Origin of the sequence: Azospirillum cavernae (genome assembly GCF_003590795.1) — a bacterium.
Classification (GTDB): domain Bacteria; phylum Pseudomonadota; class Alphaproteobacteria; order Azospirillales; family Azospirillaceae; genus Azospirillum; species Azospirillum cavernae.
Genome location: NZ_QYUL01000001.1, coordinates 300,824 through 320,598 on the forward strand (window position 1 = coordinate 300,824; position 19,775 = coordinate 320,598).

General features: G+C 66.3%; 20 protein-coding genes and 1 pseudogene. 2 read left to right on the forward strand and 19 right to left on the reverse strand.

All coding sequences use genetic code 11. The features are described 5' to 3' along the window. The first annotated feature begins 22 nt into the window (after window positions 1-22). Window positions 23-1,597: a ribonuclease E domain-containing protein gene (locus tag D3877_RS01420; RefSeq protein ID WP_147395070.1), complete on the forward strand. Its 1,575-nt coding sequence runs from the start codon at window positions 23-25 to the stop codon at window positions 1,595-1,597. A gap of 6 nt (window positions 1,598-1,603) precedes the next feature. Here D3877_RS01420 and D3877_RS01425 read toward each other — a convergent pair whose 3' ends face one another. The 9 genes from D3877_RS01425 to D3877_RS01465 form a co-directional block, all read right to left on the reverse strand. Then, the gene (locus D3877_RS01425) at window positions 1,604-2,449 is read right to left on the reverse strand and encodes a LytTR family DNA-binding domain-containing protein (protein WP_119829013.1); all 846 of its coding nucleotides are present in this window, start codon (window positions 2,447-2,449) and stop codon (window positions 1,604-1,606) included. A gap of 181 nt (window positions 2,450-2,630) precedes the next feature. After that, window positions 2,631-3,311 carry a helix-turn-helix transcriptional regulator gene (locus tag D3877_RS01430; RefSeq protein ID WP_119829014.1) on the reverse strand — a complete coding sequence of 227 codons (681 nt, stop codon included), beginning with the start codon at window positions 3,309-3,311 and terminating at the stop codon, window positions 2,631-2,633. 9 nt (window positions 3,312-3,320) lie between these two features. Then, complete coding sequence (locus D3877_RS01435; RefSeq protein ID WP_119829015.1) at window positions 3,321-3,704, reverse strand: VOC family protein; 384 nt, start codon at window positions 3,702-3,704, stop codon at window positions 3,321-3,323. Window positions 3,705-3,838: 134 nt separating this feature from the next. After that, window positions 3,839-4,264, reverse strand: a complete 426-nt coding sequence (locus tag D3877_RS01440; RefSeq protein WP_199720667.1) for a tellurite resistance TerB family protein — start codon at window positions 4,262-4,264, stop codon at window positions 3,839-3,841. An 81-nt stretch (window positions 4,265-4,345) separates the two neighbouring features. Then, window positions 4,346-4,828, reverse strand: coding sequence for a VOC family protein (locus D3877_RS01445; protein WP_119829016.1), 483 nt, complete (start codon window positions 4,826-4,828; stop codon window positions 4,346-4,348). A gap of 27 nt (window positions 4,829-4,855) precedes the next feature. After that, entirely contained in the window at window positions 4,856-5,944 is a 1,089-nt protein-coding gene (locus D3877_RS01450; RefSeq protein ID WP_119829017.1) for a hypothetical protein, read from the reverse strand. A gap of 205 nt (window positions 5,945-6,149) precedes the next feature. Further along, window positions 6,150-6,371: a DUF1150 family protein gene (locus D3877_RS01455; RefSeq protein WP_119829018.1), complete on the reverse strand. Its 222-nt coding sequence runs from the start codon at window positions 6,369-6,371 to the stop codon at window positions 6,150-6,152. Window positions 6,372-6,449: 78 nt separating this feature from the next. After that, window positions 6,450-6,926 carry an Hsp20 family protein gene (locus D3877_RS01460; RefSeq protein WP_119829019.1) on the reverse strand — a complete coding sequence of 159 codons (477 nt, stop codon included), beginning with the start codon at window positions 6,924-6,926 and terminating at the stop codon, window positions 6,450-6,452. Window positions 6,927-7,065: 139 nt separating this feature from the next. After that, entirely contained in the window at window positions 7,066-8,208 is a 1,143-nt protein-coding gene (locus D3877_RS01465) for an NAD(P)/FAD-dependent oxidoreductase (protein ID WP_119829020.1), read from the reverse strand. 271 nt (window positions 8,209-8,479) lie between these two features. Between D3877_RS01465 and rpsD the strand changes: the two genes are divergently transcribed. Next, window positions 8,480-9,094: a 30S ribosomal protein S4 gene (gene rpsD, locus D3877_RS01470; protein ID WP_119829021.1), complete on the forward strand. Its 615-nt coding sequence runs from the start codon at window positions 8,480-8,482 to the stop codon at window positions 9,092-9,094. A gap of 85 nt (window positions 9,095-9,179) precedes the next feature. On the opposite strand, the gene D3877_RS01475 is transcribed toward rpsD, so the two are convergent. From D3877_RS01475 to D3877_RS01520, 10 genes and pseudogenes are all read right to left on the reverse strand, one after another. After that, window positions 9,180-10,379: a PP2C family protein-serine/threonine phosphatase gene (locus tag D3877_RS01475; RefSeq protein ID WP_238474672.1), complete on the reverse strand. Its 1,200-nt coding sequence runs from the start codon at window positions 10,377-10,379 to the stop codon at window positions 9,180-9,182. Then, complete coding sequence (locus D3877_RS01480) at window positions 10,376-11,584, reverse strand: fused response regulator/phosphatase (RefSeq protein ID WP_238474673.1); 1,209 nt, start codon at window positions 11,582-11,584, stop codon at window positions 10,376-10,378. Before D3877_RS01480 ends, D3877_RS01475 begins: the two co-directional genes overlap by 4 nt. Then, the gene (locus tag D3877_RS01485) at window positions 11,581-12,312 is read right to left on the reverse strand and encodes an ATP-binding protein (protein WP_119829023.1); all 732 of its coding nucleotides are present in this window, start codon (window positions 12,310-12,312) and stop codon (window positions 11,581-11,583) included. Before D3877_RS01485 ends, D3877_RS01480 begins: the two co-directional genes overlap by 4 nt. A 5-nt stretch (window positions 12,313-12,317) precedes the next feature. Further along, on the reverse strand, window positions 12,318-12,623 hold the full coding sequence (locus D3877_RS01490; protein ID WP_119829024.1) for an STAS domain-containing protein: 306 nt from the start codon (window positions 12,621-12,623) through the stop codon (window positions 12,318-12,320). Window positions 12,624-12,668: 45 nt separating this feature from the next. Next, window positions 12,669-13,349, reverse strand: a pseudogene (locus D3877_RS30960) (methyl-accepting chemotaxis protein); the annotation flags it as partial. A 472-nt stretch (window positions 13,350-13,821) separates the two neighbouring features. Continuing rightward, on the reverse strand, window positions 13,822-14,883 hold the full coding sequence (locus D3877_RS01500) for a protein-glutamate methylesterase/protein-glutamine glutaminase (protein WP_119829026.1): 1,062 nt from the start codon (window positions 14,881-14,883) through the stop codon (window positions 13,822-13,824). Between the two features lie 3 nt (window positions 14,884-14,886). Then, window positions 14,887-15,579 carry a chemotaxis protein gene (locus tag D3877_RS01505; protein WP_119829027.1) on the reverse strand — a complete coding sequence of 231 codons (693 nt, stop codon included), beginning with the start codon at window positions 15,577-15,579 and terminating at the stop codon, window positions 14,887-14,889. A gap of 2 nt (window positions 15,580-15,581) precedes the next feature. Continuing rightward, a complete protein-coding gene (locus D3877_RS01510) occupies window positions 15,582-16,436 on the reverse strand; it encodes a CheR family methyltransferase (RefSeq protein WP_238474674.1) in 855 nt (284 codons plus the stop codon). Window positions 16,437-16,521: 85 nt separating this feature from the next. Then, complete coding sequence (locus D3877_RS01515) at window positions 16,522-19,104, reverse strand: methyl-accepting chemotaxis protein (protein WP_119829029.1); 2,583 nt, start codon at window positions 19,102-19,104, stop codon at window positions 16,522-16,524. A gap of 124 nt (window positions 19,105-19,228) precedes the next feature. Next, window positions 19,229-19,756, reverse strand: a complete 528-nt coding sequence (locus tag D3877_RS01520; protein ID WP_238474675.1) for a chemotaxis protein CheW — start codon at window positions 19,754-19,756, stop codon at window positions 19,229-19,231. Window positions 19,757-19,775: the final 19 nt, after the last annotated feature.

Consider the following 19,775-nt stretch of genomic DNA (forward strand, 5'->3'; position numbering starts at 1 on the left):
GGCCCCCAGGAAGCGCCCTTCGTTGCGCGACAACCTCACCCCCAGCGACGCCGCCCCGCCGACCGTCAAGACGCGGGCGAAATCAAAGGCGAAAGCGACGCCGGTTGACGCCCCGCCGGTCGCGGTCACGGTCGAGGCCGTGGAGGCCCCCGCTGTGGTGGTGGAGCCGGTCGTCGCTGTCGCGGCGGACGAGGCGCCGCCGGTCGCGGTGGTCGCCGTTCCTGAAGAGGCTGTGGTTTCCGAACGCGTCGAGGCTGTGTCCGCCGAAACGGTTCCCGTTGAGGCTCCGCCCGCCGACGCGCCGCCCGCGTCCGAAGCTTCCGCCCCTGAAATCCCCGCCCCTGAAATCCCTGCCGTCGAAGCTCCAGTCGAGAGTCCGGTGGTCGTCGAAGCCCCGTCCGTCGTCGAGGCCATCGCCGCTTCGCCGGTGGCCGATCAAGCGCCCGTTTCCCCAGCGTCGCCCGCCCCCGTGGCAGACCCTGCGCTCCCACCCGTTGCGGTTCCCGCCGCTTCCCCTGTCATCGTCACCCCTGTCATGGAGACCGTTGTGTCCTCTGCTCCCAGCGACGCGGTCGAAAAGCCGACCACTGCCTCCATCTCTCAGCCCGCCTTCATTCCGGCTCCGCCCCCGGCCCGGTCGTCCGGTGGCCTTCTGGCGACGGTTGCGGTGGTGCTGGCGACCGCCGGTCTGGCGGCGGCGGCGACCACGCCGCTGTGGTCCCCTCAATTCAAGCGGCAGGTGGTCGCCAGCCGCGCCCTGGACGAGCGTGTGACGTCGGTTGAAACCCGCCTTGGCGCGGCGACCGCCGCCGGTGGGCCGTTGGCCGACCGCATCACCGCGTTGGAAGGCACGCTGGCGTCGCTCGACCGCAAGATCGCCGCGTTGCCCGACCCCAAGGCGTTTGGCGCGCTGGCGATCGCGCAACTGACCTCGGCGTTGGATGATTCCGATCCGTTCGCGGCGGAATTGGTGGCGGTTCGCGCCTCGGGCGTCGCCGACGATCCGTTGAAGAAGGCGCTGGACGCCCTGGTTCCGCGCGCCGCGACCGGCATTCCGACCTTTGACGCTCTGGCCGAAAGCTTTGTCTTGATCGTGCCGGACGCGCTGGCCGCCGATTTGCGCGCCGCCGCCGAAGAGGCCAAGGCCGCCGCTGAAGCCCAAGCCGCCGCCGCTCCCGCCGCTCCGGTCGCCGCCGCTCCGGCCACGCCCGCCGCCCCGGCGGCGGATGCGCCCGCTTCGGCGGACGCCGCCGCTCCGGCGGACTCCGCCGCCACGGATGAGACGGTTGTGGTGGACGCTGGTCCGGGCATTGTCGATCAATTGTGGTCGGCGCTCTACAGCGCCGCCGACCTGCTGCGCGTCGTGTCCTTCAGCGGTGGCGAGGCCCGCAAGGCCGCGATGGTGCTGGAGCAGACGGGCGTTCTGTTGGCCTCGGGCGATCTGGTCGCGGCGGTCGAACTGCTCGGTTCGCTGGAAGGCGCGGCGGCCCAGGCTTACGGTCCGTGGTTGGACGATGCCCGCGCCCGCGTGGCGGCCAACCAGGCCTCGGCTCTGCTGACCGCGCGCAGCGCCGCGCTGCTGTCCAGCAAGTCGTAAAGCCTCTCAGCTCTGTGTGTGTGACGCGCCGCCGTCGCGCTCCGCCCATCCGGCGGCGCGCACGGCGGCGTTGCAACGTCGGCTGACCGGAACGCGCCGACCGTCGGTCAGAATCAGCGTCAACTTGCCGTCGGCGTTCCGCTCAGCCGTCGCCACAGCGCTGGCGGCCACCCAATGCGAGCGGTGGACCTGCAAGCCGTCGATTCCGGTCAATTCGGCGACGGCGTCGCGCAACCGCAGCAGAATCAGATCGCTGCCGAGCCGGGTGTGAACGCGGATGTAATGATCCTCCATCTCCAAGGCCAGCAGATCACGGCCCAATTTGGCCGGGATGCGGTCGAGGAAGGGGGCGGCGTTCAGCGGCGACGCGGGGGTGGTCTCCGGGGTGACGGCGGGCGGTGCGACCGTTGATGGCGGCGTGGACCGGGCGTCGATCAGGCCATGGCGCCGCAACTCCAGCCAGATCGGCACGGCGGAGACCAGCAGAGTGATGACCAGAACATAACCATAAAGTTCCGCCAGACTTGATGGTGAGACGACAGTCACGCCCCGGCGCTGTTGCTCCAGGGCCGCGACGATCACGGTTTGGATCAGGCTGACGGTCAAGATCGCCGCCGCCAGCGTCCAGGGCCAGCGTCGCGCGTGGTTGCCCAACACCCGCCGGGCCATCAGGATGACAAGGTCGAATTCCAGGGTTCCGGCCAGCAGCAGGCCGCCCCAATAGGCCAACCGCCCGGACAGGCTCATGTCCTGAAAGGTGCCGAATGGCCCCAGAACGGTCAGCGCCGCGACGCTGACGCTCAGAACCGGCAGGCGTCGGGCCAGCCGCTCCCGCAGCGCCGACGGGATCATCGGCGGACTCCCAAACGGTCCACCGAACGCGGGAGGGGGCGGCGGGGCGCGAAAACAAGAATCCGCAAGATAGACCGCTTCGGAAAAGTGCCGACGACGTCGGGAGAGTCGCGCAACCATCGGCGCGGTCAAGCGGAATCGCGGCACGCGGGCGCCGTTCCGACGCCACCAAGCGCGCCGGTCAATCCAGGGCGTCGCAGGCCGCCAGAAAATCGGAGAGTCGCCGACCCGGCGTGTCCTCAAACCCGCGCTCCAATATCTGCAAGCCGTCCATACGGTCGATGCGGAAATTGCGGAACTCCTGGCGCAGCTCGCACCAGGCGGCCAAGGTCCACACCCGGCCCCAGAAATAGAGGCCGAGCGGATGCGCGGCGCGGGCCGATCTGGTTCCATCCTCCCGCTGATACTCAAACAGCGCGACCCGGCGTTCGTTGATCGCCGCGCGCAGTTGGTCCATGCGCTCGCGCAGCGGGGGCGGGAAGAAATCGGGCGCGAACAGGCGGCTGTCGGCCAACTCGCGCCGCCGGGCCTCCGGCACCACCGCTTCGACCTTGTCCAGCACGCGGGCGGCGGCGGCGGCCAATTCGCCGCCGGTCCAGGCGCGGGCTAGCCGGGCGCCGACCACCAGCGCCTCCACCTCGTCGCGGGTGAACATCAGCGGCGGCAAATCATAGCCGTCGCGCAGCAGATAGCCGACTCCGGCCTCGCCCTCCACCGGAACGCCGGAGGCGGCGAGGTCGCGGATATCGCGGTAGATGGTGCGCTCCGACACCTCCAAGCGCCGCGCCAGATCGCTCGCCGTCATCAACCGCCCCTTGCGGAGCAGTTGCACGATGTCGAACAGGCGGTCGGCGCGGCGCATGGCGGGGCGTCAGTTCAGCGAATGAAGGCCGATGCGGTTGCCTTCGCTGTCGATGAGTTGCGCGAAGAAACCGAGTTCGGGGGTGATCGGCGTCTTGGGCACGACGATCCGGGCGCCGGCGGCCTCGGCGCGGGCCAGCGGTTCCGACAGATCAGAGCCGCCGTTCAGATAAATCACGGGGCCGTCGCCGCCGGGCTTGGCGTCCTCATGCTCGATCAGACAGCCGGTGACGGCGTCCTTTTCGGCGGGGAACAGGGCCAGACGGATCGGCATGCCGCTCGGGCATCCGCTTTGGCTCAAGGTGACGGCGAAGACCGTTTCGTAAAAGCCGATGGCGCGGGCGAGGTCGCTGACGGGAATCTCGAACCAGACGGCGACGTTGGGGGACATCATGGGAACAGGCTCCTGACAAAAGAGGGAGGGTCGTAAACAGGGTGCGTGCCGGCACGAACCCTTTGTACGCCCCCCCTCCTGACAGCGTGCTGTCAGGAGGTTGGCGCCGCTGGACGAAAATTCGCCCAACGGTGTCAGACGTCCAGAACCGCGCGTTCGTTCTTGGCGACCAGCGCGTTGAAATACGGCTCCATCGTCGCGTCGTCGAAGCCGAAGGCGCGCTGGTACTGGATGATGAGATCGCGTTCGCCCGGTTCGGCCTCGCCATCGGCCATGGCGCTGTCGATCATGTTCAGCAGGATGCACAGGCGCTGCTGTTGGTTCAGCTTGGGCGTCACCTCTTGCAGGAAAGTGGCGGGCGGCGTGCTGCGGGCGTGCTTCAGGCAGCGGTCCAACTCGTCGCGCGTCGCGTTGCGGCCAAGGACGGAGACGAGATGCGCGACCTCTTCCGGGTCGATCTCACCATCCGAAGCCATGCATTGGATCAGGGCCACCGCCAAAGCGCGGCGGGGGGTGATGTCCAGCGGGGCGGCGCCTTTGAACTTGTCGAACAGGCCCATGGGAATACTCCGTCATTGTTGAACCGCCCGTGCATATGGGGGCGGACGCGGAGGTTCCCAGGGGGGCGCGCCGGACAAATTTCAGACGCCGGAGGGCAGCGGCTGGGGGTATTGCGCCAACTCGAACAGCGCGCCGTCGGGATCGCGCAGGTAGCACATCAGCTTGCCGCGCGGCAGGACGCTGTCGGGCACGGTGACGATTGGGCCGACGGCGACGGCGCCCGCCGCCAGGGCGCGGGCGCGCGTCGTCGCGATGTCGTCCACCGCCACGGCGAAATGGCCGATGGCCTGCGGCCCGTCGGGCGCGCCGGTCCGTTCGGGAAAGCGCAACAACTCGATGCGCAGCCGCTTGCTGGCGTCCACCAGGATCACGCAGTCGGCGGTCGCGCCGGGGCGCTCCAGCAGCGCCTCGAACCAGGGGCCGGACAGGGTTTTGCGCAGCGTCTCCGTCATGGCGAAGACGGCGCTGTAAAAGGCGACGGCGCGGTCCATGTCGCGCACAATCACATTGACGTGGTCAAGACGGGCCACAGGGTCAAGACGGGCGTGGTCGCTGTTGGGCATGGGGCCGCCTGTGTGGAAGAACGTGGCTTAGCTGTGCCCGGTGCGCGCCGAATTTTCCAGCGCCTTGATGTGCGACAGGCCGGGCAGGATTTCCGACTTCACGAACTCCATGCGGCGGTTGGGGCCGCCGCCGCCGCGTTGAAAGCGGCTTTTCCACAAATCCATCTTCACCGCCAAACCGCACAGCACGCCGCCGATGGTGACATGGTGCGAGGCGATCAGCTCGCGGATGGTGCGGAAGGTGTCGGCGTTGATGTCGCTCCAAAAATCCTTCGACCGATTGTCGAAGCTTTCAAAACGCCCGGTGATCGAGGTTGAGATGTCGGTCAGATCGCGGGCGATGTCGTCCAGCAGTTTCATTTGACGCTGGTCGCGCTTGACCTCGGCCGAGGTGCGGATTTCGCCCATCCAGGTGACGAAGCGTTGGACCTCCGGGACGATTTCGTCCAGGCATTTGCGGAAATAGGCCAGCGACAGGAAGATGTCGCCATACTCTTCAAGAAACTGCGGAATCTCGGTCAGTTCGATGTCGAGCCGGTCGGCCATCATGCGCAGGTTGCGCAGCGCCTCGTCCCGGTTGGGGGTGGCGAACATGCGGATGATGTCGCTGACGTCGGCGACCTGGATCTCTTCCTGCCCATAGACATACTCCATCAACGGGCGGGTGAAGACGCGCATGTAATTGGTCAGTTCCGCCTTCTTGCGGTCCGACAAGGTCAGGCATTCGACGTTGTTCACGTCGATCTTCAGCCGCCGCAACTCAATGCGCGAGGAATAAACGTCAAAGCTGGACGCGGTGGCGATCTTCTCGATTTTCACCAGATCGCGTTCGATCTCGTCCTTGTAGGATTCGAAATAGGCGGGGATGTGGCGGGGAATCACCTGACCGCTGCCGGTTTGGCTGTCGCGAAACATCTCGACGACGGTCTGGAGCCGGACATTCTTGATGAGCCGGGCGTGCTGAAGACCGGGGGTTTCCAACGGGATGCTGGACAGGGGCAGAATGTGCAGCGAATCGCGCGCCTCGTCGTCCGACGCCCGGCGTTTGGGCGTGTCGGCGTGGGGGGCTGCATCGGATTCCGCGCTCGCTTCGGCAGGGCTTGCGTCGCCGTTCACCCGGGTCTCTCCCAAAACGTGCAGCGTGTTACGAAACCGTCATCGTGTGGCTGCACCATACAGCAGACGATTCCTGTGGCAAGGATCCAGATGCCACGATTTGCGACGCAAAACCATTAGGGGCGCACGCGGTTTCCTGTTGTGACAAAGGCCGGTCCCCGCGCAGGAACCGGCCTTTTCGCGAGCGTGCGGGCCGGATTTTGCGTCAATGGACGCTCATCGGCTCCATGTCGTTCTGCCGGATGGCGGCGAAGGCGACCTCGCGCTGCGGCAGAACGCTGAGTTGCGCCCCGTCGGCGGCGTGGATGGAAAAGGCGGGCGCGCCATCGACCTGGATCGGGCGGACATAGGCGAGGTGATCGACGCCGAAGGTCGCAAAATCCTGGACGGAAAGCTGGCGCAGATGGTCGAGCGTGCTGTTCATCATGATGGTGATCCTTTGCGGCCCCCAAAGATCCGGCGGGCCGCGAAACGGAGTGTGTTGGACGTGTTCCGTCGTGCGCGGTCAGCCTTCGTTGCGGTCGGCGGCGACGTCGATGGTCTGCGGGGCGGCGCCGGGGGCGACGCCGGGCTGTTCGATTTTGATCGTCCGCACCTTCGGTTCGGGCAGCGGGCGGGTCAGATCGATGTTCAGCAAGCCGTTGTCGAGCGAGCAGCCGATCACCTCGATCCCGTCGGCCAGCACGAAGCTGCGCTGGAACTGACGGGCGGCGATGCCGCGATGCAGGTAGATTCGCGACTTGTCGTCGCCTTGGCGGCCTCGGATGACCAGTTGGTTGTCCTCGATCTGCACCGACAGATCCTCGGACGTGAAACCAGCGACCGCCAGGGTGATGCGCAGACCGTCATCGCCGATCTGCTCGATGTTGTAGGGCGGATAGCCCTCGGCGGAATTCTTGGCGATCCGGTCGAGCGTGCGCTCGAACTGGTCGAAGCCCAACAGCAGCGGGCTGTTGAACAGGGACAGACGTGTGGTCGTCATGGCGCATCCTCCTCTTGACGCGAGCGAGTTGCACAATCAAAGGCCCGTTTCCGGCGCCCGGCGAAACGGCAGCCCAAACATGTTCGGCGCTGTCCTGACATTAGATTGGGAGATGGGGGGCCGGGGTCAAGGATCTCCGTCAGGGATCGACAACACCGGCCAGTTCGGCCACCGCGTCGGCGATGGCCAAGCACGAGGTCAGGCCCGGCGATTCGATGCCGAACAGGTTGACCAGACCGGGAATCCCATGAGTCTCCGGCCCTTGCAGCAGGAAATCCCGCTGGGGCTGACCAGGGCCGCTCAGCTTCGGGCGAACGCCGGAATAGGCGGGAACCAGCGCGCCATCGGGCAGCCCCGGCCAATAGGCGCGCACCGAGTCGTAAAAGCTTTCGGCCCGCGCCGGATCGACGGCGTAATCGACGCCGCCGCCGCTGGGCGTGGTCGCTGGGTCGCCGAGCCATTCGACGTCCGGGCCAAAGCGCGCCTGTCCGGCGAGGTCGAGCGTCAGATGGACGCCCAGCCCGCCATCGACCGGCACCGGATAGATCAGACGGGAAAAGGGCGAACGGCCCTGGCCCAGCGCGTAATAGCTGCCCTTGGCCAGCACGCGGGGCGGAATCTGGTCGGCGGGGAAGCCCTCCAGCCCGGCGGCCACCGCCCAGGCCCCCAACCCGGCGGCGTTGACCAGCGTGGCGCAGCCCAGCCGCATCGGTTCGGCCCCGCCAACCTCCAGAACGAAGCCGTCGGGCGCGCGGTGGCTGCGCTCCAGCGGGCTGAGCAGCGCCAGCATGGCCCCCGCGTCCTCGGCGTCGCCCAACAGGGCCAGCATCAGCCCGTGGCTGTCGATGATCCCGGTTGAGGGGGAGACGAGAGCGCCCGCGACGCGCAGATTGGGTTCCCAGCCTTTCGCGGTGGCGGCGTCGATGGGGCGCAGATCGGTGACGCCGTTGGCGATTGCCTGCGCCCGGATGGCGTCGAGCTTCGGCAATTGGCTGTCGTCGCTGGCGACGATCAGCTTGCCGACACGGCGATGCTCCACCCCATGGGCGCGGCAATACTCATAGAGCGCGTCCCGCCCGGCGACGCACAGCCGGGCGCGCAGGCTGCCGGTGGGGTAATAGATGCCCGCGTGGATCACCTCTGAATTGCGCGAGCTGGTTCCCGTGCCGATGGCGTCGGCGGCCTCCAACAGGATGACCTCGCGCCCGGCCTGCGCCAGCCGCCGGGCGATCGCCAAGCCGACCACCCCGGCCCCGACCACCACGCATTCCACCCGCTCCATCGCCTTCGTCCTTGTCCGTCCATTCCCGCGACGGGCAGGGGAGCGCAAAGCGGCGCGCGGCGCAAGCGGGGCAACGCGCTGGCGACGGCGCAACGGTGCATGGCGCGCCGCGCAGAGACGCGGTGTTTGACTCACGACGAAGGATGCGTATAGTGCGCGCCTTCACCTCCTGGGAAAGCGGGCGCGCGTAGCGTTTGCGCCCCGTCCGTCGCCGCAAGGGGATGGAACTACCGGGACAACATCAACTCGTGCATCAACGAGGCAGTTCGTTATGAGCAAGCGTCAAGAATCCAAGTTTAAAATTGACCGCCGCCTTGGCGTCAACCTCTGGGGCCGTTCCAAAAGCCCGCTGAACAAGCGCGAGTATGGCCCCGGCCAGCATGGTCAGCGCCGCAAGAAGCCGTCGGATTACGGCTTGCAGCTGATGGCCAAGCAGAAGCTGAAGGGCTACTACGGCAACATTGGCGAGAAGCAGTTCCGCCGCATTTACGCCGAAGCCGTCCGTCGCAAGGGCGACACCGGCGAGAACCTGATCGGTCTGCTGGAGCGTCGTCTGGACGCCGTGGTCTACCGCATGAAGTTCGCGCCGACTCCGTTCGCCGCCCGCCAGATCATCAACCATGGCCACATCCTGGTGAATGGTCGTCGTCTGAACATCGCCTCGGCCCGCCTGAAGGACAACGACGTTGTCGAGGTGAAGGCCAAGTCGAAGCAGATGGCCCTGATCCTGGAAGCCGCCGCCTCGGGCGAGCGTGACATCCCCGATTATCTGGAAGTTGACGGCGGCGCCCTGAAGGGCCGCTTCGTCCGCGCGCCGCTGCTCGCCGACGTGCCGTACCCCGTCCAGATGGAACCGAACCTGGTCGTCGAATTCTATTCGCGCTGATCGGTCGGCTTCGGTCGCACAACGGAAAGGCCGCTCCCTCGGGGGCGGCCTTTTTGTTTGGGCGCGGTTTGGTGGGAAGAGAACGTCACCGTTTGCGGGTCAACACCAGCGCGGTCAAATCATCGTCAATCGGGCCGGTGGCCCGCAACTCGTCGAGCAGACCGTCCAGGAAACGGGCGCCGTCCTCCTCGCCGATGCGGCGGGCGACCATGGCGGCAAGCCCGGCCTCGTCGAGAACGTCGCCGCCCAGCGGAATTTCGATGGCGGCGTCGGAGTAGAGGAACAGCCGCCCGCCGGGCGGCAGGGGCAAGCTGCGGCTGTCATACTGAATCGACGCCAACAGGCCGAGCGGCAGGCCGGCGCCGTCGCCCAGTTGGGGGGCGTTGTCGCCGGGCGCCCAGACCATCGGCGCGGTGGCCCCCGCCGAGGCGTAGTGGAAGACCCCGGCTGTTGGGTCGATCACCCCGGCCAGCATGGTGGCGAACTGGCCGCTGGGCAGCAGCCCGCACAACCGCTTGTTGACCGCCGCCAGAAACTCCGCCGGCTCGTCGCTGATGGCGGCGAGCTGTTGGCAAATGGCGTGCAGGCGGAAGGTGTTGAGCGCGGCGCCGACGCCATGGCCGGAAAAATCGACCAGATAGACGGCCAGCCGTCCATCGAGCAGCCGCCGCTTGCCCCAAAAATCGCCGCCCAGTTCCGATGACGGGGCGAAATGAGCGCTGATGGCGATGCCCAGGGAGTCTTCGGTGCTGGTCAGCCGCGCTGGGCTGGGCAGCAGCCGTTCCTGCATGCTGCGGGCGAGCGCCAATTCGCGTTCCGCCCGGCTGTGATACTGCTCCAGATCGTGCAGCAGGGCGCGTTTGTGCAAGTGGATGCGGACGCGGGCCAGCAACTCCACAGCGTTGATTGGCTTGGTCACATAGTCGGTCGCCCCGGCGGCGAAGGCGCGGGCGCGGTCTTCCGCCCGGTTCAGGCTCGATTGCACCAGGACCGGCAGGTTTTTCCAGCGGGGATCGCCGCGCAATTGCTTGCACATCTCGAACCCATCCAGGCGCGGCATCATCAGATCCAGCAGGATCAGGTCGGGATTAAACATCTCAAGCCGCGCCAGACCGTCGTTGCCATCCTCGGCCTGCTCAACCTGATGGATTCCACCGCGTTCCAGCAGCGCCAGCAGCAGGTTGCGGTTGATCCGGTTGTCGTCCACCACCAGAACGCGGGCGTTCTCCAGCCCAGTCAGAGCGCCGCGCAATTGGGCGGGCAAGATCGAGGGGGGGGAGGTCACGGGCGGCTCCGTTCAATCCAAACCAGCGTGTGGTCGTCACGGCTGGCGCTGCCCAGGGCAAAGGTCAGCGAACGGACGACGCTGGCGAAACCATCCGCGCCGCCACCCTCCGCCACGGCGCGGCCAATCACCCAGCCCAGCCCGATTCCGGTGCCGCCCGCGTCCAGGGCTTGCAGCACCGCCACCGAATAGAGCGCCAACACCGCGCCGGGCGGCAGCGGCAGCGTTTCGGTTTGGTAGCGGGAACCGGGGGCAAGGCCAACCGCCAGCCCGCCCGCCTCGCCGAATCGCGGCTCCACGCCATCGGCGGGCAGCAGCATGGGCGGTGCGGAATCGGCGGCGGCGTAGACGAACTGTCCCGCGTCGCCGTCGATCACCCCATAGATCACCGTGGCGTGCTGCCCCTCTTCCAACAGATCGACGGCGCGCTCGTTCAACGTCGCCAGCATGGCGGCGGGATCAAGGCCATGGTCGGTCGCCAGCTCGTGCAGCAGGGTGTGCATGCGAAAGGCGTTCATCGCCGCCGAGACGCCCTGCCCGGACATGTTCAGCAGGAACACCCCCAGGCGGCAATCGTCCAGCGGCACGATCCCCCAGAGATCGCCGCCCAAATTGGCCGAAATTTCGGTGTGGGAGCGCAGAGTCACCCCGGCCAAGGATCCCAGCGTGGCGCACAGGGTGGGGGAGGGCAACAGATGCTCGTGCATGGAGCGGGCGATGGCCAACTCGCCTTCCACCCGCGCCCGGTAGCTTTGCAGATGGCGGATCAGCACCCGGCTTTCCAGATGGATGCGCACGCGGGCCAGCAGTTCGGTGCGGTCGAGCGGTTTGGACACCAGATCGGTGGTTCCGGCGATGAAGGCCTTGTTGCGGTCCTCGCTCGACGTCAGCGAGGTTTGCACCAGGATCGGCAGATCCGCGTGTTCGGGATCGGCGCGCAGGCGGCGGCAGACCTCGAAGCCGTCCATGCCCGGCATCATGATGTCGAGGATCAACAAATCGGGCGGCCGCTCGGCGATTTTCTCCAGCGCCTCCAGCCCGTCTTTGGCGAAGAAGACGTTGCGGAACCCGGCCTCGGCCAAAAAGGCGCCGATCAGGGTGCGGTTGAACGCGGTGTCGTCGACCACCAGGATCGGGCAATCGAGAATGGCGGCGCGGGCTGCCGCTTCGGCGTCGCCGCTCAGCGCTGGGCGGAAGACGCTCACAGCGCGAACCTCATGCGAATGCGGCGGCCGCCGTCCTGCAATTCAATGGAATCGGCGACGGTGGCGATCAAATTCAGGCCACGGCCCGACGCGCCATGACAGTCCATGGGCGTGGGCTGGAAGCCGTTTCCTTCATCCGCGACCTCCACCGCCATAGCGGTCGCTTCCAGGGTGACGGCGACCTCCAGCCGCCGTTGCGACAAGATCGGGTTGGCCATTTGTTGGACAAGGTCGCGCGAAAACCGCTCCAACTCGGCGGCGCTCAACTCCTTCATGCCCGCGACTTCCAGATTGCCGTGGACCAGGGCGTTGCTGATCGCTTCGTGCAGCGCCAGTTCCAGATCCTCGCGCCGGTCCTGCGGCAGGGGATGGCGCGCGGCCAGCGCGTTTAAGATGCGTTCGGCCAGATGCAGGTTGTTGGCGGTTTGCGTCGTCACGTTGATGTAGAGATCAACCGACCCGGCCCGCGTCGTCAGCAGGGTCAAGGATGGCTGGGCGTCGTCGCCCGCTGTGGGTTCGATCCAGGCGGTGATCGGCGGCAACCAAGCGGCGGCCTCCGTCGCGCCCTGTGGGCCGTCCAGCAAGGCCAGGGTCGGGCCGCTGTCGCGCTTGCCGCGTCTCGATGGCAAGCCAAGCCATGTCGCGCACCGCGCCAGCCGGTCATCGGCCATCGCCAGACCATGCAGGGCGGCGAAGCGGGTCCGGGGAGGGGGCGTCTGGACGACCAACAGCCTCAGTCCTCGATGGTGACGATCTTGCCGATCTGCGCCACGGTCAACACCCGCTTGACCTGCCCGACCGCGCCGCGCAGCACCAACTCCTTGGTGGCGGCGACCATCTCTTCCCGCGCGATCAGCAGCATGCCGATTCCGGCGGAATCGACGAACTCCAGCGACGACAGGTCCAGCACCTGACGCTTGGCCTTGTTTTGCTTCATCTCTCCGATCAGCGCGCGCAATTTGGCGTGATCGTTGAAGGTCAGGCGGCCACGCAGGCGGACGGCCGCCTCTTGGTCCCGTTGTTCGATGCCGTAATCCATGCCCACCCCCGAAAACGTCGTTTCTCAACCAAAAATGGCTTTTGGTCAAAACAGTTCGATGTCGCCACCGGCACTGTCGCTATGGGAAACGTCCACGTCAAGCACGCCATTTTCGTCCAGCGCGGTGCCTTCCAACAGAAGCTTGCGGACAAAGCGCCCGCGCATTTCGCTGAGCGTGAAGCGGTTGAGCAAACTGTTGAGCCATTCCTGGGGTTCGCGGGCGCCGATGCTGGATGGAACCTCGGCGCGGATCTGGCCTTCCAACTCGTCCAGACCGGCGCTCATGATCGCCAAACTGTCGTTGATTCCCTCAATCCGCTGCTTGGTCAGATCCTGGAATTGCATGCCGGTGATGACGCGCGCGATGGTGGACGACATGTCCGCCGACACGCTGGCGGCGGTTTCCAGCACGCTCTGGAAATGGGTGGTCTGTTCGACCAGACTGTCCATCGTCTTGTCGACCCGCTCCTTGGCCAGCATTTGCGGCGACATGTCGGTGTTGGCGATCTGGCGCAGGATCTCGTGGCCGTTGCGCACGCCCTTGACCACCGCCGTGATCTTGCTGCGCATCCGTTTGGCCAAATCGCCGGTGGAGTGGGACAGGTGGCGGACCTCCTGGGCGACAACCGCGAAGGTGCGTCCGGCTTCGCCCGCCCGGCTGGCTTCGATGGTGGCGTTGAGCGCCAGAAAATTGGTTTGCCGGTTGATGACGTCGATGTCGCCGATGGATTTTTCCAGCTCGACCACGTCCTTTTGCACGTCGTCCAGCAGATAGACCATGCTCATGGCGTGGCGCGACAGGGTGACGATGTTGCTCACCATGTCGGTGATCATGTCCTGCATGCCGACGACCAACTGGTCCAGCGGCACCTGTTCGTCGTCGATGCGGACGGTTCCCGCGACGGCGACGATCTGGGCGACGCGTTCGGACTGCTCCATGGCTTTTTCCGCCAGGATGCGGAAGCGCGCGGACAGGTCGAGCGTCGCGTCCTCGACATGCTGGGAGGTGCGGGCCAGCTCGGTCTGCACCACGCCCAGCGTGCGGCGCTGGACGTCGGCAAAGCCCATCCAGGTGGACAGAAGGTCGCTGGACACCGTGACCGTGCCTTTGGGGTCATCGGCGGCTGGCGTGGCGGCGGGCGTCAGGTGTGGCGTGGCGCCGTCAAACGACATGTCAAAGCTCCTAAAATCACCCGCGTCAGGCGGTGCGGGGGCGGTCGCCGATGGCGTCGAAGGCGCGCATCATTTCGGCGGGGATGTGGGACAGGGGCAACTCGATCACCACCCCGCCGCTGTCTTTGGCGGCGCGTGGCATTCCATAAACGACGCAGCTTGATTCCTGCTCGCCAATGGTGTGGGCGCCCGCGTCGCGCATGGCCTTCATGCCGATGGCGCCGTCGCGCCCCATGCCGGACAGGATGACGCCCACCGCGTTGGCCCCGGCGGCCTTGGCGACCGAGGCGAACAGCACGTCCACCGATGGGCGATGGCCGCTGACCGGCGGGGTGTCCTGAATGTGGCAGACGAAGCCCTGGGAATCGCGGACGATGGCCAGATGGCGATCACCGGGGGCGATGAAGACGACGCCCTGGGCCAGTCGGGCGCCGTGGCTGGCGACCTGGACGCTGGGCGCGGAAATCCGGTCAAGCCGCGCGGCGAAGCTGGGGACGTAGCTCGGTCCCATATGCTGGGTGATGACGATGGGCGGGCAATCGGCGGGCATGGCGGCCAGGACGTCGCGGATGCGCTCGACCCCGCCGGTGGACGCGCCGATGGCGATCAAGCGGTTGCCCGATCCGGCCCGGCGCGGCGTGGGCAAGGTGGTCGTCGTGGGGGCGGCGCGGCGCATCGACAGGCGCGCGGTGGCGGCCACCATGATCTTGGAGACCAGTTCGCGGCCCGTCTGCTCGAACCCCTTGCCGTCGGAACCGCCGGGCTTGGCCAGGCAATCAATCGCTCCCAACTCCAGCGCGCGGATGGCGGCGTCCGATCCCTCGCGGGTCAGGGACGAGATCATGATGACCGGCGTCGGGCGCAGGGTCATGATCTTTTCCAGAAAGGACAGGCCGTCCATTTTCGGCATTTCGACGTCCAGGGTGATGACGTCGGGGTTGGTCGCCTTGATGATCTCGCGCGCCTCGAAAGGATCGCGGGCGACGCCCACCACCTCGATGCCCGGCTCGCGGTCAAGGATGTCTTTCAGCATCTCGCGCATGAGGGCGCTGTCATCGACGATGACGACGCGGATCGCTCGGGTCATGGGTCAGGCGTCTCCCGAAGGGTCGGGGGTGAACAATTCCATGTCGCCCTCAATGGGGTCGCGCCGCAGATTGGACATGAAATGGCGCTCCTGTGTGATCGTATCCACAACCGTGGTTGGATTCAGCATACGGCGCAGCGCCCGGCCCGAGTGTGGAAAATAGTGAATGCGGCGAGCCGCCGCGCCGCCCAGATCATGCCCGGCCAGGATCAGCCCCTCGACCCGCACATAGTTGATGGCGAAGCGGCTGTTCATGCCGCCGATGTCGTAGCTGGATTCGATGACGCGGGCGCCGCCGAACAGCTTGACCTGCAAGCGCCGCTTCTCGGCCCCTTGCGCCAGCAGGTCGTTGATGAGCCGCTCCATGGCGACCGAGCCATAGCGCGCCGACGCCCCGTCGCCCTCCAACTCCGATTCCGGCAGATCGGGCAGGAGAAAGTGATTCATCCCGCCGACGCCGCGCACCGGATCGTGGATGCAGGCGGACACGCAGGATCCCAGCGTCGTCGCCATCATCACGTCGGCCCGCTCGCTGATGGCGTGGTCGCCCAGAAAGACCTTGATGGTGTCCGCCCCGAGCGCCCTGTTGTGGCGTTGACCGCCGCTCAGCTCTCTGGCGGATGCGCCGTGTTTTCGTGGCGTCGTCTCGTCGGGTGGAAATCCAGGCGGAAATCCAGGCGGGCGGGGGCGGGCCATGCTCACACCCGTTGGTAGATGGTGGGGCCAGCCTGACGGAAGCTGTCGGAAACGCCGTAAAGGCTTTCGGAATGCCCCAGAAACAGATAGCCGCCGCTGCCGATCATGCGGGCGAAGCTTTCGATCACCTGGGTGCGGCCGGGACGGTCAAAATAGATCAGGACGTTTCGGCAGAAGATCGCGTCGAACGGCCCCGACATCGGCCAGCGTTCCAGCAGGTTGAGCGGCTTGACGGTGATGAGCCGCTTCAACTCGTCGGTCATGGCGATGGCCGGTTCGCCGTTCAGCGTGGTCGCCTGGGTGTAGCGGGACCGGATGGCCGGGGGAATGCCGGACGCGCCGTCGGCGTTGTAAACGCCGCGTCGGGCGGCTTCCACCATATGGGTGTCGATGTCGGTGGCCAGAATGCGGGCGTCCCAGCGCCGCAGTTCCGCCCCCATGGTCGAGGCGAGGACCATGGCGATGGTGTAAGGCTCCGGCCCGGACGAGCAGCCCGCCGACCAGATCCGCAGGCGGGGTTTGGGCTGCCCGGCGTTGCGGTCTCGGATGCCGGGCAGAACCGTGCGTTCGAGAAAGTCGAAATGATGGGCTTCGCGGTAGAAGCTGGTCAGGTTGGTGGTCAACGCGTTGACCAGAAAGCCTATTTCGTCGGCTCCCGCCTCGCTTTGCAGCAGGTCGCAATAGGCGTCGAAATCGGGCAGGCGCAGGTCGCGCAAGCGCCGCGCCAACCGGGCGTACACCATCTCGACCTTGTGGGCGGCGAGCGCGATCCCCGCCAACTGGTGGAGCAGGCGGGCGATCAGGTCGAAATGATGCCGCTCGAACCGGAACTCACGGGTGTTCCGCAGCTCCGCCACCGTCCCAAGGCTGCGGGGCGGCTGGCGTCGGCGGTCGGGCGATCTGGAGGAGGCAGGGTTTCGGTCATAGATGGCGGGTTGGTCTTCAGGCGCGGGCGCGGGCGCGGCGGCTGTCGCCGGGGCGGCGTTCCAGGGTGAAGTAGGTCATCTGTTCGCGCAGTTGATCGGCCTGCTCTTCCAGCGAGCGGGCGGCGGCGGTGCTTTCCTCGACCAGCGCGGCGTTTTTCTGGGTCATTTCGTCCATCTGGGCGACGGCGATGTTGACCTCGTCCAGGCCGGAAGCCTGTTCGTTGGTGGCGCGCGCGATTTCGCTGACCAGATCGGCGACGCGGCCAATGCCGGTGACGATCTCGGTCAGCGCGTTGCCCGCCGACCGCACCAGATCGACTCCTTCGCGGACCTGCGCGCCGCTGTCCAGGATGAGCGCCTTGATCTCCTTCGACGCCTGGGCCGAGCGTTGGGCCAATTGCCGAACCTCTTGCGCCACCACGGCGAAGCCGCGTCCGGCGTCGCCCGCCCGCGCCGCCTCGACCGCCGCGTTCAGAGCCAAAAGGTTGGTTTGGAAGGCGATTTCGTCGATGACGCCGATGATGTCAGAAATCTTTTGCGAGGATTGCTCAATCCGTCGCATCGCGTCGACCGCGTTGCCGGCGACTTGGCCGCCGCGCGCGGCGGCGGCGCGGGCGTCGGTGGCGAAGCTGTTGACCTGTTGGGCGTTGTCGGCGTTCGACCGTACGGTGGCGGCCAACTCTTCCATGCTGGCGGCGGTCTCTTCCAGGCTGCTGGCCTGTTGTTCGGTCCGCTCCGACAGGTCGAGGCTGCCCGCCGCGACCTCGCGGCTGGCGGTGGCGATGGAGGCCGCCGCGCTGTCGATGCGCTGCACGGTGTCGGAAAGCTGGGTGACGGTGTTGTTGAAATCATTCTTCAGGCGCTGGAACACGCCCTCGTAATCTTTTTCGATGCGGCGGGTCAGATCGCCGCGCGACAGGGTTTCCAACGCGGCGGCCAGCTCTTCGCTGACGGCGGAGACGTTTTCGGACAGGCGGTTGATGCCCTCGCTGACCAGCCGGAAGAAGCCGGATTTGTCGGTCAGGTCGATGCGGTGGGAGAAGTCGCCGCGCACCGCCTGCTCCACCATGCCGCCGATTTCGGCCTCAATGGCCAACTCGTCGGTCAGGTCGCGCCATTCGATGACGGTGCCGAGTTTTTCCCCCTGGCGGCTGACCACCGGGTTGGCGACGACCTGGAAGGTGCGCCCGCCCGCCTTGGCGGAACCGCGATAGGTCTGGGTCAAATTGCCGAGCAAACGGCGTTGATGGCCGGGGTCGCGATGGAACAGGTCGAAATTTTGGCCCAACAGGGTCTTGGTGTCGAAGGCGGGCAGGGCCTTTCTCAGATCGGCCTCGGCGTGGCGGAACATGTCCATGATCGAGCCGTTGGCGTAGAGAATTTTTCCGTCGGTGTCGGCCATCATGATGTTGGCCGACACCCGGTCCAGCGCGATGCGCGAGCGGGCGGCGTCCACCGCCTCGTCCTTGAAGGCGGCGACGGCGCGGGCCATGTCGCCCAACTCGTCGCGCGCCTCGGTGTGCGGCACGGTCACGGTCAGCTTGCCGGCGGTCAGATCGGTCATCACCGCCTTGACGCCGTTGATCGGGCCGATGATCGAGGCGCCGATGCGGTTGGCGGCGACCACGCCGATCAACAGCGACAGCAGGCCAAGGCCAAGCGACAGACGGGTGTTGAAGGTCGCTTCCTGCTCAGCGGCGGCCTCGTTCGCCTTTTGGTTGGATTGGATCGCGGCGACGATGCCGCCGATGGCGTCGTTGATCTGGACGACCAGTTTGCCGACCTCGGCGACCCGTTGCGCAATGGCGGCGTTTTCCGTCAGAGCGTCTTTGACGGCGGCCCGGTAATCGACCACCCGCGCGTCGATGTCGCGCAACGTTGCGGTCATGGCCGGGTTGGCGCGGAAGGTGGTCATCAATCCGGCCAGATGTTCGGTCAGTTCTTGACCCTGCTCTTCGACTTGGGCGGCGGCGGCGGCGTCCTTCAGACCAAGCGCCCGGTTGGCGAAAAAGCGCAGGGTAATCCAGTGTTTCGCCGACTCCTGGCTATCCAAGGACGCGTTCTTGTCGTCGTTGGCGGTGGCGGCGATCACCTCTTCCAGCAAGACGGTCACACGGGCGCCGACTGGGTCCATCCGCTCCCGCAGGGTGCGGTCGAAGCGCTGCCGGGATTCGCGGACCAGTTCGAACTGGTTGTGATACTCGGCGTGCAGCTTGGCCAATTCGGCGAAGGCCGCCGCCTGCGGGGACGCTTTCAGCGCGCCTTGCCGATCAGTCATCGCCTTGTCGAAAGCGGCGCGCTGGGCGCGCTGGCGCTCAAGAGCGGCGCCGTCGCCGGTGAAGATGAAATCCCGCCCTTGGATCCGCTGGTTGGCCAACCGGGTTTCCAGATCCTTGGCGAACACCGCCAGATCCCCCGCCTTCAGCACCAGATCGAGCCGGTGATTCAGCCGGTTCTGCCCCAATATGCCGATGCCCAGTTGAACGGCGATCAAGGCCAGCAGCAGACCAAAGACCAACCAGAGTCGCTTGGCGATGCCAAGATTGCTCAAAAAAGAACCAGCGCTGGTTGATGTGGGGGTTGAACGGCTTGTGGTCATGCGTCGCCTCCGGCTTTTTTTGGACGATGCCCGACAATCGGCGCTGAAGCCTTGGCGGACGCGTCAGGGGTCTAGGCAGGTTTTCCGAACTCTGCCCACACATGGGCAGGCTCGGAAAACCGGCTTAGGCGCTGGCGGTGATGGCCCGGTTGGAAGCCGGTTCATGATCGCCATGTTCGGTGGAGAACAGCTTTTCGACGTTCAGCAACGTGACCATCCGGTTCTCGGCGGTGTAGAGGCCGCTGAGATATTCGGCGTCGATCAGGCCGCTGTCCACGTCGGGCGGCGGTTTGATCGACTCCGGGCCGATGGCCAGAATGTCGGAAATGGCGTCCACCAGAATGCCGCGCGTGCGTTCACCCACCTGCATCACCACCACGACGTGGCGTTTCGTCACCTCGGTCGCGCCACCGCCGAAACGGGCGCGCAGGTCGAAGATCGGAATGATGATGCCGCGCAGGTTGATGACGCCCCGGACATAGTCCGGCAGATTGGGCAAGCGGCTTTCCGGTGTCCAGCCGCGTATTTCCCTTACTGAAAGGATGTTGACACCGTATTCCTCGGCGCCGACGGTGAAGGACACATACTGGTCCTCCGTCCCGTTGAGGGACAGAGCGTCGGCGCGGCTGCCACCGACAGTGGCGAGTGTCATGGAACTGCTCATCACTGGG